Raw genomic sequence first — 15741 nt, forward strand, 5'->3', positions numbered from 1 at the left:
TCGGATGACAGGGATGGATCGCTGTGACGATGACCAGGCACGCCTATCTTGCTCTGCTTGCAATGTTTTTGATTCTGGCCGGATGCGGCGCGCCCCGCGCTGTGTTGTGGCACGGACCGAATTCAAGCCCGCAATCGGTGGCGGCAGCTCAAGCCGCCATCGTCAAGCCTGCGAAACCGGCGGCGGTGGTCCCTATCTACGTTGCCACGAGCCGCCAGCGTTCGGATAATTTCTCGCAACCTTACAGTTCAAAGCGCTCGGACACGCTGAATTTTGCGCAGGTCGACGTTGGTATTCCTGCCGCTCATGTCAAAGGACAGGTTGAGTCAACCGGCTATAAGCCTGATCCCACCAAGCATTTCGCGGCCACATCGTTCCAGCCTTACGACAATTCAGAACAGTTTCTCGCACAGCTAAATGCCGCCCTCGCGAAGCAGGGACCGAAAGATAAGGAAATCCTGATCTTCGTGCATGGCTACAACAATAATTTTGCCGACAGTACGTTTCGTACTGCACAATTTGTCCATGACTACAAAATGAAGTCGGTGGCGGTTGAATATGCATGGCCATCGGGTGGCGATCTGGGGCTTTATGTCTATGATCGTGATAGCGCGGATTTCGCGCGCGACGGTCTGGCGCGATTGCTGCGGCTCGTCGCCCGCAGCAAGGCGGAGCGCATCGTTCTCGTCGGGCATTCCATGGGTAGCTTCGTCACCATGGAAGCTTTAAGAACACTATCCCTGCGTGGCGAAAAGAATGTGCTGCGCCGCATCAGTGCACTGTTGCTGGCCGCGCCCGACATCGATCTGGACGTGTTTGAAAAGCAGGTCAAGGATATTGATCCCATGCCGCATCCGACGGCGGTGATGACGTCGCGCAGCGACCGCGCGCTTGGGGTCTCCTCCTTCATCACCGGCGGCCATGCACGGGTAGGGGACGGCACCAGTATTCCCACGCTTCAGAGATACGGAATCGCTGTGATAGACGCGACAGATGTGGATGGTGGCGCACATAATGTCTTTGCGTCTTCGCCATCGCTGATGGCTTTGGTCAATGACGGTACTCTATCGCTGGGTGCTTTGAACGGACGGGAGAACCAGCCGACGGGACAGGCGGTGCTGGCAGACGGCGCTTCCGCAATCAAGGGCGCCGCTTCGCTTGTGCTTTATCTGCCGGGCAGGTTGGTTGGGGCAGGTGCTTCGGCTGCTCCATGAGTTCATTTTAAAGCGAGTGCTGAAACCCCCAACTTTCATTACCGGCTTGCAGGCAATTGATTCTCCCGGCAATTGCCAAGCTGATGAGTCCATGCGACTTTTCCTCACGAAATTATGATCTTTTCATGTTATACGGGTTTTCAGGGGGTAAGCGGGCTTGATGCCATGGCTTGTTAAGCATCTTGGCTCGTCTTTGCCCAATAGATCGTGCCGGAGGGGTTGCGCTTGCGCACGCGCTGCGATAACCGTCCCGGCGAAAAGCGCTTAGTTCGCACGGCATGCCTTTTGAAGCTGCTTGGGGCGACGGGGTTGCAACAGATGCAATGTGTCGCATGGTCGTCAGCTCCAAAAAGCTTATGACAGGCGGCGCAGCCTCGTATTCAAGCCGGATAAAGGACCATGAACGAGCTTTTAAGTTCCTACCTGCCGATCGTCATTTTTCTCGGCATTGCGATGGTAATTGGTGTAGCCCTTCTGGTTGCGCCGTTTCTTGTCGCCTATAGACAGCCTGACCCCGAAAAGCTTTCTGCTTACGAGTGCGGCTTCAATGCCTTTGATGATGCCCGTATGAAGTTCGACATCCGCTTCTATCTGGTGTCGATTCTCTTCATCATCTTCGATCTGGAAGTCGCCTTCCTTTTCCCATGGGCTGTGTCCTTTGGTGAAATCGGCTGGTTCGGCTTTGCGTCGATGATGGTGTTCCTTGGGGTTCTGACCATCGGCTTCATTTATGAATGGAAGAAGGGAGCGCTGGAATGGGATTGACCTCAGCCAACACGACGCTCGTGGCTCCGCAGCCGAAGGGCATTCTTGACCCGCGCACGGGCAAGCCTGTCGGTTCCGACGATGCATTCTTCAACGATCTGAACAGCGAGCTTTCCGATAAAGGTTTCATCGTCACGTCCGCTGACGCTCTGATCACCTGGGCGCGTACGGGTTCGCTGATGTGGATGACCTTCGGTCTGGCATGTTGCGCCGTGGAGATGATGCATATCTCCATGCCGCGTTACGACGCCGAACGTTTCGGCATCGCGCCGCGCGCATCGCCGCGTCAGTCCGACGTTATGATCGTCGCCGGTACGCTGACCAACAAGATGGCGCCCGCTCTGCGCAAGGTCTACGACCAGATGCCTGAGCCGCGTTACGTTATTTCGATGGGTTCCTGTGCCAACGGCGGCGGCTACTACCACTATTCCTATTCGGTGGTGCGCGGCTGCGATCGCGTGGTTCCGGTCGATATTTACGTTCCGGGCTGCCCTCCGACTGCTGAAGCGCTGCTCTACGGCATTCTTCTCCTGCAGAAGAAGATTCGCCGCACCGGCACCATTGAACGCTAAGGCCGAAGACAAGGACATTTGATTATGAGCGAAGAAGCTCTCGGTGAACTTTCCGGCTACATCAAGGAACGTCTCGGCGACGCGATCGAAGAGGCGAAGCTTGCCTATGGCGAGTTGACGCTGTCGGTTCCGGTAGCAAGCATCATCAACGTTCTGACTTTTCTGCGTGACGATGTGCAGTGCCAGTTTGTCAACCTGACGGATATTTCGGGTGTGGACTATCCGCAGCGCGCAAAGCGCTTTGATGTCGTTTACCAACTGATGTCTCCGCGTCAGAACCAGCGCATCCGCGTCAAGGTTCAGGCCGATGAAGATACGCTGGTGCCTTCCGCAGTGCCTGTCTTTGTCGGCGCGGAATGGTTTGAGCGCGAAACCTACGACATGTACGGCGTTCTGTTCTCCGGCCACCCGGATCTCCGCCGCATCCTGACGGACTACGGTTTTGAAGGCCATCCGCTGCGCAAGGACTTCCCGCTCACTGGCTTCGTTGAGGTTCGTTACAACGACGAGCTGAAGCGCGTCGTATACGAGCCTGTGCAGCTCCGCCAGGAATTCCGCAATTTCGATTTTCTCTCGCCATGGGAAGGGACAGATTATGTTCTGCCGGGCGACGAGAAAGCTAAGGCGAACTGAGGGCATACTCATGGGCGCAGGCGAAAGATTGAATGGTCAGTGTCTTTGCGGAGCGGTGAAATTCACCGCTGTTCCAGCAAAGATGGAAATGGATGTCTGTCATTGCAGCATGTGTCGGCGTTGGTCGGGTGGTGCTTTCATGGCCGTCAACTGCGGCACTTCAGTTGAAATCGAAGATGAAGCCGCCCTGTCCACCTTTTCGTCTTCGGAATGGGGTGAGCGTCGCTTCTGCTCGAAGTGCGGTTCGTCGCTGTTCTGGCGCGGTATCCATGATGGGATGACGGTCGTTTCGATGCAGGCTTTTGCCGAGCCGGAACGCTTCCATTTCGCCGAAGAAATCTTCATCGATAACAAGCCTGCGAATTACGATTTTGCCAACGACACCCACCGGATGACCGGTGAGGAGTTCTTGGCGGCTCTTGCAGCCAAACAGGAAGCTGAACATGGCTGAGACTCAGGTCCGCAATTTCAATATCAACTTCGGTCCGCAGCACCCTGCCGCGCACGGCGTGTTGCGTCTGGTGCTTGAACTCGACGGCGAAGTCGTCGAGCGCGTCGATCCGCATATCGGTCTGCTGCATCGCGGCACCGAAAAGCTGATGGAAGCCAAGACCTACCTTCAGGCTGTACCTTATCTCGACCGCCTCGATTATGTTGCACCGATGAACCAGGAGCACGCCTACGCGCTTGCTGTTGAGCGCCTGCTTGGCATCGATGTGCCGAAGCGCGGTCAGGTTATCCGCGTTCTCTATTCCGAAATCGGCCGTATCCTGAACCATCTTCTCAACGTGACGACGCAGGCCATGGACGTTGGCGCACTGACGCCGCCGCTCTGGGGCTTTGAAGAGCGCGAAAAGCTGATGGTGTTCTACGAACGCGCTTGTGGCGCACGTATGCACGCAGCCTATTTCCGTCCGGGCGGCGTCCATCAGGACCTGCCGGATCAGCTCGTTGAAGACATCGGCAAATGGATCGATCCGTTCTTCAAGACGCTCAACAATCTTGATGACCTCATCACGCCGAACCGTATTTTCAAGCAGCGTAACGTCGATATCGGCGTCGTGAAGCTGGAAGATGCATGGGCATGGGGCTTCTCGGGCGTCATGGTTCGTGGTTCGGGCGCTGCATGGGATCTGCGCAAGTCGCAGCCTTATGAGTGTTACAACGAGATGGAATTCGATATTCCGATCGGCAAGAACGGCGATTGCTATGATCGCTACCTGATCCGCATGGAAGAAATGCGCCAGTCGGCGCGTATCATGCGCCAGTGTGTCGATCTTCTGCTCGGCAAGGAGCGCGTCGGTCCGGTTTCCAATGCCGACAACAAGATCGTGCCGCCGAAGCGCGGCGAGATGAAGCGCTCGATGGAAGCGCTCATCCACCACTTCAAGCTTTATACGGAAGGCTATCACGTGCCTGCCGGTGAAGTTTACGCAGCAGTCGAAGCTCCGAAAGGTGAATTTGGCGTCTTCCTCGTGTCGGACGGCACCAATAAGCCTTATCGCTGCAAGCTGCGCGCTCCGGGCTTTGCCCATCTTCAGGCCATGGATTTCCTGTGCCGCGGCCATATGCTGGCTGACGTGTCGGCAATTCTTGGCTCGCTCGATATCGTGTTTGGTGAGGTTGACCGCTGATGTCCGTTCGCCGTCTCGCAGATGATGCCGTCCAGCCAGCCGCTTTCGCGTTCAACGCGGAAAATCAGGACTGGGCGCACAAGACGATTGCAAAATTCCCTGATGGCCGTCAGCAGTCGGCTGTCATTCCGTTGCTCATGCGTGCGCAGGAGCAGGATGGCTGGGTCACGAAGGCAGCTATCGAACATGTCGCAGGCATGCTTGATATGCCGTTGATCCGCGTTCTGGAAGTCGCGACTTTCTATACGCAGTTCCAGCTTAAGCCTGTGGGCACGCGCGCTCACATTCAGGTTTGCGGGACGACGCCATGCATGCTGCGTGGTTCGGAAGCGCTGATGGATGTCTGCCGTCACAAGATCAACCACGATCCGTTCGAGCTGAATGCCGAGGGAACGCTTTCGTGGGAAGAAGTTGAATGCCAAGGCGCCTGCGCTAATGCGCCGATGGTGATGATCTTCAAGGACGCCTATGAAGATCTGACGCCGGAACGTCTTGCCGAAATCATCGACGCTTTTGAAGCCGGCAAGGGCGACACCGTCAAGCCGGGTCCGCAGATCGACCGCGTGACGTCTGAGCCGCTCGGCGGTCTGACAGCCCTGACCGAAGATCTAGACTACAAGAAGGTCGGTCTTGAAACCCGCAAGGCATCCGATGCCGCCGCAGCCAAGGCGAAGGCCGAAGCTGACGAGAAGGCAAAAGCGGAAGCCGCTGCAAAAGCTGCCGAGGAAGCGAAGAGCGTCGCTCCGTCCAATGCTGCAAAGCCCGTGACCAATGCACCGGAAACAGATCCAGCGCTCAAGACGCCGTCGGATGTAAAGGTGTCGAAGTCTGCCGAAAAGGCCGCTTCGGTTGATACCAAGCAGAATTTCAAGCTCGACGACAAGAACCGTCCGGTTGCCATGGAGCGTCCGGAGGCCGTCGATGACCTGAAGCTTATTTCGGGCGTTGGCCCGAAGATCGAGGAAACCCTGCATGAGCTGGGCATCTTCACCTTCAAGCAGGTCGCGTCCTGGAAAAAGGCCGAGCGCGAATGGGTCGACGGCTATCTCAGCTTCCACGGTCGTATCGAGCGTGAAGACTGGGTAAAGCAGGCTAAGGCTTTGGCCAAGGGCGGCGTCGAGGAATACATCAAGGTATTCGGAAAGAAGCCGGTATGATGACTTCGATATTGGCAAACACGAACGGAAACAGGTGAGACATGCTGGCTGATAAAGATCGCATATTCACCAATATTTACGGCTTCAAGGATCAGTCCCTGAAGGGTGCCATGGCACGCGGCCAATGGGACAACACTAAGGGATTGATCGAGAAGGGCCGTGACTGGATCATCGACGAGATGAAGGCTTCGGGCCTGCGTGGCCGTGGTGGCGCTGGCTTCCCGACGGGCCTCAAGTGGTCGTTCATGCCCAAGCAGAGCGACGGTCGCCCGCATTATCTGGTCGTCAATGCCGACGAATCCGAGCCGGGCACCTGCAAGGACCGCGAAATTCTGCGCCACGATCCGCATACGCTGATCGAAGGCTGCGTGATCGCCGGTTGCGCCATGGGCGCACATACTGCCTATATCTACATTCGCGGCGAGTTCATGCGTGAGCGTGAAGCCCTTCAGGCCGCAATCGATGAGTGCTACGAAGCTGGTCTTCTGGGCAAGAATAACAAGTGCGGCTGGGATATGGATGTTCTCGTATCCCACGGCGCAGGTGCTTACATCTGCGGCGAAGAAACGGCTCTGCTCGAAAGCCTTGAAGGCAAGAAAGGCCAGCCGCGTCTGAAGCCTCCATTCCCGGCAAATATGGGCCTTTATGGCTGCCCGACCACTGTGAACAACGTGGAATCGATTGCCGTGGCGCCGACGATCCTGCGTCGTGGCGCAGCATGGTTCTCATCCATCGGACGCCCGAACAATGTCGGCACCAAGCTGTTCCAGATTTCGGGGCACGTGAACACGCCTTGCGTCATCGAAGAAGGCCTCGGCATTCCGTTCCGTGAGCTGATCGAAAAGCATGGCGGCGGCATTCGCGGCGGCTGGGACAATCTGCTGGCGGTTATTCCCGGCGGCGCGTCGTGCCCGGTTATCAAGGGCGAAGACATGATGGACGCCATCATGGACTTTGACGGTATGCGCGACAAGAAATCGTCGTTCGGCACCGGCGGGCTGATCGTGATGGACAAGTCTACCGACATCATCAAGGCAATCGCCCGTCTGGCAGCGTTCTTCAAGCATGAAAGCTGCGGCCAGTGCACGCCGTGCCGTGAAGGCACCGGCTGGATGTGGCGCGTGATGGAACGCATGGTCAAGGGTAACGCGCAGAAGCGCGAGATCGACATGCTGTTCGACGTGACCAAGCAGATTGAAGGTCACACGATCTGCGCGCTTGGCGATGCTGCTGCATGGCCTATTCAGGGACTGATCCGCAATTTCCGCCCGGAAATTGAAAAGCGCATTGACGATTATACCCGCAACGCCGTTCAGAGCCGCAATATCCGTCTGGAAGCGGCTGAATAGGTTTTGTGAGCCTGCCCGGCAGGGCATGGCCCCGAAAAGTGCCTGGCGGTTTTCGGAAAAGGCCATGCCAATACAAAGGCAGGAACTAGAGTTTGAGATCTGGAAGATGCGGCTTAAGCCGCAGGTTTGGATAAGCGATGGCAAAGATCAAGGTTGACGGCACAGAGATCGAAGTACCCGATCACTATACGCTCCTTCAGGCTGCCGAAGCCGCGGGCGCGGAAGTGCCGCGTTTCTGTTTCCACGAACGGCTTTCCATCGCCGGAAATTGCCGTATGTGCCTGGTTGAGGTAAAGGGCGGGCCGCCGAAGCCAGCGGCATCCTGCGCTATGGGCGTACGCGATCTGCGTCCCGGCCCGAATGGCGAAGCGCCTGAAATTTTCACCAACACGCCGATGGTCAAGAAGGCCCGCGAAGGCGTGATGGAATTCCTGCTCATCAACCACCCGCTGGATTGCCCGATCTGCGATCAGGGCGGCGAGTGCGATCTGCAGGATCAGGCTATGGCCTTCGGCACTGACGGTTCGCGCTATCGCGAGAACAAGCGTGCCGTTGAAAACAAATATATCGGCCCGCTCGTCAAGACGGTGATGACGCGCTGCATTCACTGCACGCGCTGCGTCCGCTTCACGACGGAAGTTGCGGGCATTTCCGAACTCGGCCTCATTGGCCGTGGCGAAGACGCTGAAATCACGACCTATCTCGAACGCGCCATGACCTCGGAATTGCAGGGCAATGTCATTGACCTTTGCCCGGTTGGCGCTTTGACCTCACGTCCTTATGCGTTTCAGGCGCGTCCGTGGGAACTGAACAAGACCGAAACCATCGACGTGATGGATGCGGTTGGTTCCAACATCCGCGTCGACACCCGTGGCCGTGAAGTGATGCGCGTCATGCCGCGCGTCAACGAAGCGGTGAACGAGGAGTGGATTTCCGACAAGACCCGCTTCATCTGGGATGGCCTGCGCACACAGCGTCTCGACCGCCCATATGTCCGCAAGGATGGCCGTCTGGTTGCGGCAACCTGGCCAGAAGCTTTTGCTGCGATTGCGGCCAGGGTCTCTGCAACGTCGGCTGAAAAGATCGGCGCAGTGGCTGGCGATCTGGCTTCGGTTGAAGAAATCTATGCGCTAAAGGGCCTGATGACCTCGCTCGGCTCTGCCAATATCGACAGCCGCCAGGACGGCGCTGCTCTCGATCCGGCTCTGGGACGCGCAAGTTATCTCTTTAACGCCTCGATCGAAGGCATTGAAAACGCTGATGCTTTGCTCATCATCGGTTCCAATCCCCGTATTGAGGCTGCTGTTCTGAACGCCCGCATCCGTAAGCGTCAGCGCATGGGGCATTTCCCGGTCGCACTGATCGGTGAACAGGCTGAACTGCGTTACAATTACGATTATCTGGGCGCTGGCGCTGAGACGCTCGCTGCCGTAGCTGCTGGCAAGAACCCATTCCGCGACGTTCTCGTCAAGGCTGAGCGTCCACTGATCATCATCGGTCAGGGCGCACTCACCGGTGAGAACGGTCGGGCAGTTCTGTCAACTGCCGCCAAGCTTGCGCAGGACGTCGGTGCGATCAAGGACGAGTGGAACGGCTTCTCCGTTCTGCACACCGCCGCTTCGCGCGTTGGCGCTCTGGACCTCGGCTTTGTGCCGGGTGAGGGCGGCAAGGCTGCTGGAGATATGCTTGGCCAATTGGATGTTGTGTTCCTGCTTGGTGCAGATGAACTCGACATGACCAAAAAGGGTTCGAGCTTCGTCGTTTACATCGGTACGCACGGCGATGCCGGTGCACACGCTGCCGACGTGATCCTGCCGGGCGCAGCCTACACGGAAAAGTCGGGCACTTGGCTCAACACCGAAGGACGTGTGCAGCTTGGCAGTCGCGCCGGTTTCGCACCGGGCGAGGCAAAGGAAGACTGGGCAATCCTGCGTGCTCTTTCCGACGCCCTCGGCAAGCGCTTGCCGTTCGATTCGTTGCAACAGCTTCGCTCCAAGCTCTATGCAGACTACCCGCATATGCTGGCTATCGACACCATTACCCCTGCTTCCGCCGACGATCTCGTCACGCTGGCAGCTAAGGCATCCAACCTGGGCGGCGGCGCTGCGTTCGTCTCCCCGGTCAAGGACTTCTATCTGACGAACCCAATCGCGCGCGCTTCCGCCGTTATGGCCGAATGCTCGGCGCTCGCGGCCGGCGGCTTCCAACAGGCAGCTGAGTAAGCGAGAGAGAGACGGAACAATGGAAGGAATTTTTGCAGCTTACGTCTTGCCCGCGCTTATCATAGCGCTGAAGTCGGTCGTTCTGCTCGTTGTATTGCTGATCGTCGTCGCATACCTGCTTTACGCAGATCGCAAGATCTGGGCAGCGGTACAGCTTCGTCGCGGTCCGAACGTTGTCGGACCCTGGGGTCTTTTCCAGGCCTTTGCCGACTTGTTGAAGTTCGTCTTCAAGGAGCCGATCATTCCGTCTGGCGCAAACAAGGGGGTCTTCCTCCTTGCGCCTTTCGTTTCTGCTGTTCTCGCAATGGCAACCTGGGCGGTCATTCCGGTCAATGAAGGCTGGGCAATCGCCAACATCAATGTCGGCATTCTCTATATCTTCGCCATTTCTTCGCTTGAAGTTTACGGCGTGATCATGGGCGGCTGGGCATCGAACTCGAAGTATCCGTTCCTTGGCGCTCTTCGTTCTGCTGCGCAGATGGTTTCCTATGAAGTCTCCATCGGCTTTGTGATTGTCACGGTTCTGCTGACGGTTGGCTCGCTCAACCTCACCGACATTGTGCTCTCGCAGAACACCGGTCTTGGAACCATGCTCGGTTTGCCTGCTTCGTTCCTCGACTGGAACTGGCTCTGCCTGTTCCCGATGTTCGTGATCTTCTTCATTTCGGCGCTTGCTGAAACGAACCGTCCGCCATTCGACCTGGTCGAAGCTGAATCGGAACTCGTGGCTGGTCACATGATCGAATACTCGTCCACGCCGTTCCTTCTGTTCTTCCTCGGCGAATATGTGGCGATCACGCTGATGTGCGCCCTGATGACGACGTTGTTCCTTGGCGGCTGGCTGCCTCCGGTGGACGTGTGGTTCCTCAACTGGGTTCCGGGCATCATCTGGTTCATGCTGAAGCTTTGCTTCTGCTTCTTCCTCTTCGCAATGGTGAAGGCTTTCGTTCCGCGTTATCGCTACGACCAACTGATGCGCCTTGGCTGGAAGGTGTTCCTGCCGATCTCGCTCTTCATGGTTGTCGCGACAGCGACGTTCCTCAAAGTCTTTGGTCTGGCGTAAGGAGTAATAAACATGGCTTCATTCGCTCAAGCAGCCAAATCGCTCCTGCTCAAGGAATTCGTCGGCGCGTTCTTTCTTTCCATGCGTCAGTTCTTCGCGCCGAAGGCGACGTTGAACTACCCGCATGAAAAGGGTCCGGTTTCTCCACGCTTTCGCGGAGAGCATGCACTGCGCCGTTATCCCAACGGCGAAGAACGCTGCATCGCCTGCAAGCTTTGCGAGGCGATCTGCCCGGCGCAGGCCATCACCATCGAGGCTGGACCGCGTCGCAATGACGGAACCCGCCGCACGGTGCGTTACGACATCGATATGGTGAAGTGCATCTATTGCGGTTTCTGCCAGGAAGCATGCCCGGTGGACGCCATCGTGGAAGGTCCGAATTTCGAGTTCGCGACTGAAACCCGCGAAGAACTTTATTATGACAAGGACAAGCTCCTTGCCAATGGCGACCGTTGGGAACGCGAAATCGCGCGAAATATCGCGATGGATGCGCCATATCGCTGATTGGTTTTGCTGAAACCCCGTTTCGGCATCCGGTTTGAGAAGCGGCAACATGAAGGGCGGCCCATCTTGTTGCTGGAATTTAAGTTTCGCGATTATTCGCGGCAAACAAAGACTAGAGCGAGCGAGGCAATAAGGCTTTGCTCACGGAAAGGTGTTGGGGGATCCCCATGCTGACAGGTATTGCGGCAGCGTTCTTCTATCTGTTCGCCTTCATCATGATCGCATCCGCGTTTATGGTGATCGCGGCACGCAACCCCGTGCATTCGGTGCTGTTTCTGATCCTCACATTCTTCAATGCGGCAGCTCTATTCCTGCTGACGGGGGCCGAGTTCCTCGCCATGATCCTGCTCGTTGTTTACGTCGGCGCAGTGGCGGTTCTCTTCCTCTTCGTCGTCATGATGCTGGATGTGGACTTTGCCGAACTGAAGCGCGGCGCGCTGCAATATGCGCCGGTCGGCGCTCTTGTCGGCCTTATCCTGCTCGGAGAGCTCATCTTCGTCTTTGCAAGCAATATGTTTGCGCCGAAGCTAGGGCAGGGTGCTGTGCCGATCCCGAATATCGCTGAGCGGACCAATACCGCTGCTCTCGGTGACATTCTCTACACCGACTACGTCTTCTACTTCCAGGTTGCCGGTCTTGTCCTTCTGGTTGCGATGATCGGCGCCATCGTTCTGACGCTACGGCACAAGCCGAATGTCAAGCGCCAGTCCATCCCGGCCCAGGTAGCTCGCACGCCGGAAACGGCGATCGAGATCAAGAAGGTCGAGACGGGCAAAGGCATCTGAGGATAAGCATATGGAAATCGGTATCTCCCATTATCTCACCGTTTCGGCCATCCTGTTCACGCTTGGCGTATTCGGCATCTTCCTGAACCGCAAGAACGTCATCGTTATCCTGATGTCGATCGAATTGATCCTTCTGTCGGTCAATCTCAATTTCGTGGCGTTCTCCAGCCAGCTCGGCGACATGGTCGGGCAGGTCTTCGCCCTTTTCGTTCTGACTGTTGCTGCTGCTGAAGCGGCGATTGGTCTGGCAATTCTCGTTGTTTTCTTCCGTAATCGCGGTTCCATCGCGGTGGAAGACGTCAATGTTATGAAAGGTTGACGGGCAAATGCTCTACTACGCGATCGTCTTCCTTCCGCTTCTCGGCTTCCTGATTGCCGGTCTTTTCGGCAATCAGATCGGAGCCAAGGCGAGCGAATACATCACTTCCGGTTTCATGGTCATCGTCGCGATCCTGTCCTGGGTCGTGTTCTTCCAGATTCCGCTCGGCCACGACGCGGAAACCGTCCGCATCCCGGTTCTTCACTGGGTGACGTCGGGCACGCTTTCCTTCGACTGGGCATTGCGCATCGATACGCTCACCGGCGTCATGCTGGTGGTGGTGAACTCGGTGTCGGCTCTGGTGCACATCTATTCCATTGGATATATGCACCACGATCCGCACCGTCCGCGCTTCTTCGCCTATCTGTCGCTCTTCACCTTCGCCATGCTCATGCTGGTCACGTCGGACAATCTGGTCCAGATGTTCTTCGGTTGGGAAGGCGTGGGTCTGGCTTCCTACCTCCTGATCGGGTTCTGGTTCCAGAAGCCTTCGGCCAATGCCGCCGCCATGAAGGCGTTCGTCGTCAACCGTGTTGGTGACTTCGGCTTCTTGCTCGGCATTTTCGGTGTGTTCGCGCTGTTCCAGTCTGTCGACTACAACACGATCTTCGCAGCCGCAGCCAATTATCTGCCGGCTGAAGGCGCTGCCGATGCCAATCAGGTCGTTCTGAACTTCCTCGGCTATCAGCTCGACAAGCAGAGCGCGATCACAATCACCTGCCTGCTGCTCTTCATGGGCGCGATGGGTAAGTCGGCGCAGTTCCTGCTGCACACCTGGCTTCCGGACGCCATGGAAGGCCCGACTCCGGTTTCGGCTCTCATTCACGCCGCTACCATGGTTACCGCAGGCGTGTTCATGGTCGCACGCATGTCACCGATCTTTGAATTGTCGCAGACCGCACTTCTGGTCGTGACAATCATCGGCGCCACCACTGCCTTCTTTGCGGCAACGGTTGCCCTCGTGCAGAATGACATCAAGCGCGTGATCGCATATTCGACCTGTTCGCAGCTCGGCTACATGTTTGCAGCGCTTGGTGTGGGTGCATACGGTGCCGCCGTATTCCACCTGTTCACCCATGCATTCTTCAAGGCGCTTCTGTTCCTTTGCGCCGGTTCGGTCATCCACGCCGTTTCGGAAGAACAGGACATGCGCCGTATGGGTGGCCTGCGCAAGCTTATCCCGATCACCTACTGGATGATGGTCATCGGTACGGTTGCCATTACCGGCCTCGGCATTCCGGGAACGGTTATCGGCACCGCCGGTTTCTTCTCCAAGGATGCGATCATCGAATCCGTCTTCGCTTCGCACAGCGCTGCCAGCGGCTACGCTTCGACGCTTCTCATCGTTGCTGCACTCTTCACCAGCTTCTATTCATGGCGTCTGATTTTCATGACCTTCCACGGCAAGCCCCGCGCTTCCGCCGAAGTCATGCATCACGTCCATGAATCGCCGGCGGTGATGTTCGTTCCGCTGCTGATCCTCGGTGTCGGCGCACTTTTCGCCGGTGTCGTGTTCAAGGAATTCTTTTTCGGTCACGAATACGCCGAGTTCTGGAAGGGCGCGCTGTTCACCTCGGCTGCCAACCAGATCCTTGAGGAATACCACCATGTTCCTCTGTGGGTTAAGCTGTCGCCGTTCATCTCGATGGTTCTCGGCTTCATCGTCGCCTGGATTTTCTACATCCGCTCGCCGGAAATGCCGAAGGCGCTGGCTGCCCGTCATCGGGGCCTCTACCAGTTCCTTCTCAACAAGTGGTACTTCGACGAGCTGTACGATTTCCTCTTCGTACGTCCGGCTCGCTGGCTTGGCCGCGTGTTCTGGAAGGGGGGCGACGGTTGGCTGATTGACGGCTTCGGCCCGGATGGCATCTCGGCTCGTGTGCTCGATGTTACCAACCGCGTCGTCAAGATGCAGTCCGGATACCTTTATCACTACGCATTCGCGATGCTGATCGGCGTCGCCGCGCTCGTCACTTGGATGATGCTCGGGAGCTCTTTCTGATGACCGACTGGCCAATTCTCTCAACGGTCACGTTTCTGCCGCTCGTCGGCGCGTTACTGATCCTTCTGATCAAGGACGACAGCGAAGCGGCGCGCCGCAATATCCGCAATGTCGCTTTGCTGACGACGATATTCGTCTTCATCCTGTCGCTTGTTGTCTGGGCAGGGTTCGACAATTCAAACCCGGGCTTCCAGATGGTCGAGCAAGTCGACTGGATGGGCAGCGGCATCAGCTACCACATGGGCGTGGACGGTATCTCCGTCCTGTTCGTGGTGCTTTCCGCTTTCCTTATGCCCTTCTGCATTCTCGCAAGCTGGGTTTCGGTTGAAAAGCGCGTCAAGGAATACATGATCGCTTTCCTTATTCTGGAAACGCTCATGATCGGCGTGTTCTGCGCGCTTGACCTGTTCCTGTTCTACGTGTTCTTCGAAGCAAGCCTTATTCCGATGTTCATCATCATCGGCGTGTGGGGCGGCAAGCGTCGCGTCTATGCGAGCTTGAAGTTCTTCCTCTATACGCTCTTGGGCTCCGTGCTGATGCTCATCGCCATCATGGCCATGTATTGGCAGGCTGGCACGATGAATATCGTCGAGCTTCTGAAGTATGACTTCCCCGCAAGTATGCAGACATGGCTATGGCTCGCCTTCTTCGCTTCCTTTGCGGTGAAGATGCCAATGTGGCCGGTCCATACCTGGTTGCCGGATGCGCACGTTGAAGCACCGACGGCGGGCTCGGTCATTCTGGCCGGTATTCTTCTGAAGCTGGGCGGCTACGGCTTCATACGCTTCTCGCTGCCGATGTTCCCGCTTGCCTCTGCCGACTTTGCACCTTTCATCTTCGCGCTGTCGGTCATCGCCATCATCTACACCTCGCTTGTCGCGATGGTGCAGGAAGACATGAAGAAGCTGATCGCCTATTCGTCGGTTGCGCACATGGCTTATGTGACCATGGGTATTTTCGCAGCCAATGAGCAGGGTATCCAGGGCGCAATCTTCCAGATGCTCTCGCACGGTATCGTTTCTGGCGCGCTCTTCCTCTGCGTCGGCGTAATCTATGACCGTATGCATACCCGCGAGATCGCAGCTTTCGGCGGTCTGGTGAACAATATGCCGAAATATGCGGTGGCCTTCCTCATCTTCACGATGGCGAATGTCGGCCTGCCGGGTACTTCGGGCTTCATCGGCGAGTTCCTGACGCTGTTCGGCGTGTTCCGGGTCAATACCTGGGTGGCGCTGTTCGCAACCACGGGCGTCATCCTCTCGGCGGCTTATGCGCTGTGGCTCTACCGCCAGGTGATCTTCGGCGCGCTGACCAAGGAAAGCCTGAAGGCGCTCCTCGATTTGAGCCCGCGTGAGAAGATCATTCTCTACCCGCTTGTGGCACTCACCATCTTCTTCGGTGTGTATCCGACCCCGGTCTTCAATGTGACTGCCGGTGCCGTGAACGCTCTGGTCCAACATTACGACGCAGCACTCGCGGGCACCGCGAGCGCCGTGCCGGCACAGTAAGAAATAAAGGCGTA

General features: G+C 57.0%; 15 protein-coding genes. All 15 read left to right on the forward strand.

Translation table 11 applies throughout. The annotated features are described in order from the left end of the window. Window positions 1-29 precede the first annotated feature (29 nt). On the forward strand, window positions 30-1214 hold the full coding sequence (locus tag FJQ48_RS14280) for an alpha/beta fold hydrolase (protein WP_139976298.1): 1185 nt from the start codon (window positions 30-32) through the stop codon (window positions 1212-1214). A 399-nt stretch (window positions 1215-1613) separates the two neighbouring features. Further along, window positions 1614-1979, forward strand: a complete 366-nt coding sequence (locus tag FJQ48_RS14285; RefSeq protein ID WP_006466588.1) for an NADH-quinone oxidoreductase subunit A — start codon at window positions 1614-1616, stop codon at window positions 1977-1979. Beyond that, on the forward strand, window positions 1970-2551 hold the full coding sequence (locus FJQ48_RS14290) for an NADH-quinone oxidoreductase subunit B (RefSeq protein ID WP_112587865.1): 582 nt from the start codon (window positions 1970-1972) through the stop codon (window positions 2549-2551). The genes FJQ48_RS14285 and FJQ48_RS14290 overlap by 10 nt, the downstream gene beginning before the upstream one ends. A gap of 24 nt (window positions 2552-2575) precedes the next feature. Continuing rightward, complete coding sequence (locus FJQ48_RS14295; RefSeq protein ID WP_139975668.1) at window positions 2576-3184, forward strand: NADH-quinone oxidoreductase subunit C; 609 nt, start codon at window positions 2576-2578, stop codon at window positions 3182-3184. Window positions 3185-3272: 88 nt separating this feature from the next. Then, complete coding sequence (locus FJQ48_RS14300) at window positions 3273-3635, forward strand: GFA family protein (RefSeq protein ID WP_273792583.1); 363 nt, start codon at window positions 3273-3275, stop codon at window positions 3633-3635. Further along, complete coding sequence (locus FJQ48_RS14305) at window positions 3628-4818, forward strand: NADH-quinone oxidoreductase subunit D (RefSeq protein WP_139975670.1); 1191 nt, start codon at window positions 3628-3630, stop codon at window positions 4816-4818. Before FJQ48_RS14300 ends, FJQ48_RS14305 begins: the two co-directional genes overlap by 8 nt. Further along, window positions 4818-5975, forward strand: a complete 1158-nt coding sequence (locus FJQ48_RS14310; RefSeq protein WP_139975671.1) for an NADH-quinone oxidoreductase subunit E — start codon at window positions 4818-4820, stop codon at window positions 5973-5975. The genes FJQ48_RS14305 and FJQ48_RS14310 overlap by 1 nt, the downstream gene beginning before the upstream one ends. 41 nt (window positions 5976-6016) lie before the next feature. Next, window positions 6017-7324 (forward strand): NADH-quinone oxidoreductase subunit NuoF, encoded by a 1308-nt coding sequence (gene nuoF / locus FJQ48_RS14315; protein WP_139975672.1) that lies wholly within the window; start codon window positions 6017-6019, stop codon window positions 7322-7324. Window positions 7325-7461: 137 nt separating this feature from the next. Continuing rightward, window positions 7462-9546 (forward strand): NADH-quinone oxidoreductase subunit NuoG, encoded by a 2085-nt coding sequence (nuoG, locus tag FJQ48_RS14320; RefSeq protein ID WP_139975673.1) that lies wholly within the window; start codon window positions 7462-7464, stop codon window positions 9544-9546. A gap of 19 nt (window positions 9547-9565) precedes the next feature. Then, window positions 9566-10609, forward strand: a complete 1044-nt coding sequence (gene nuoH, locus FJQ48_RS14325) for an NADH-quinone oxidoreductase subunit NuoH (protein ID WP_006466595.1) — start codon at window positions 9566-9568, stop codon at window positions 10607-10609. 12 nt (window positions 10610-10621) lie between these two features. Further along, on the forward strand, window positions 10622-11113 hold the full coding sequence (nuoI, locus tag FJQ48_RS14330) for an NADH-quinone oxidoreductase subunit NuoI (protein ID WP_007874549.1): 492 nt from the start codon (window positions 10622-10624) through the stop codon (window positions 11111-11113). Window positions 11114-11280: 167 nt separating this feature from the next. Next, window positions 11281-11898 (forward strand): NADH-quinone oxidoreductase subunit J, encoded by a 618-nt coding sequence (locus FJQ48_RS14335; protein WP_139975674.1) that lies wholly within the window; start codon window positions 11281-11283, stop codon window positions 11896-11898. 10 nt (window positions 11899-11908) lie between these two features. After that, window positions 11909-12217, forward strand: a complete 309-nt coding sequence (gene nuoK, locus FJQ48_RS14340; protein ID WP_061345449.1) for an NADH-quinone oxidoreductase subunit NuoK — start codon at window positions 11909-11911, stop codon at window positions 12215-12217. Window positions 12218-12224: 7 nt separating this feature from the next. Continuing rightward, window positions 12225-14219: an NADH-quinone oxidoreductase subunit L gene (gene nuoL, locus FJQ48_RS14345; protein ID WP_139975675.1), complete on the forward strand. Its 1995-nt coding sequence runs from the start codon at window positions 12225-12227 to the stop codon at window positions 14217-14219. Then, window positions 14219-15727 carry an NADH-quinone oxidoreductase subunit M gene (locus FJQ48_RS14350; RefSeq protein WP_139975676.1) on the forward strand — a complete coding sequence of 503 codons (1509 nt, stop codon included), beginning with the start codon at window positions 14219-14221 and terminating at the stop codon, window positions 15725-15727. Before nuoL ends, FJQ48_RS14350 begins: the two co-directional genes overlap by 1 nt. Window positions 15728-15741 lie beyond the last annotated feature (14 nt).

It is taken from the genome of Ochrobactrum sp. CGA5 (genome assembly GCF_006345815.1).
Lineage (GTDB): Bacteria > Pseudomonadota > Alphaproteobacteria > Rhizobiales > Rhizobiaceae > Brucella.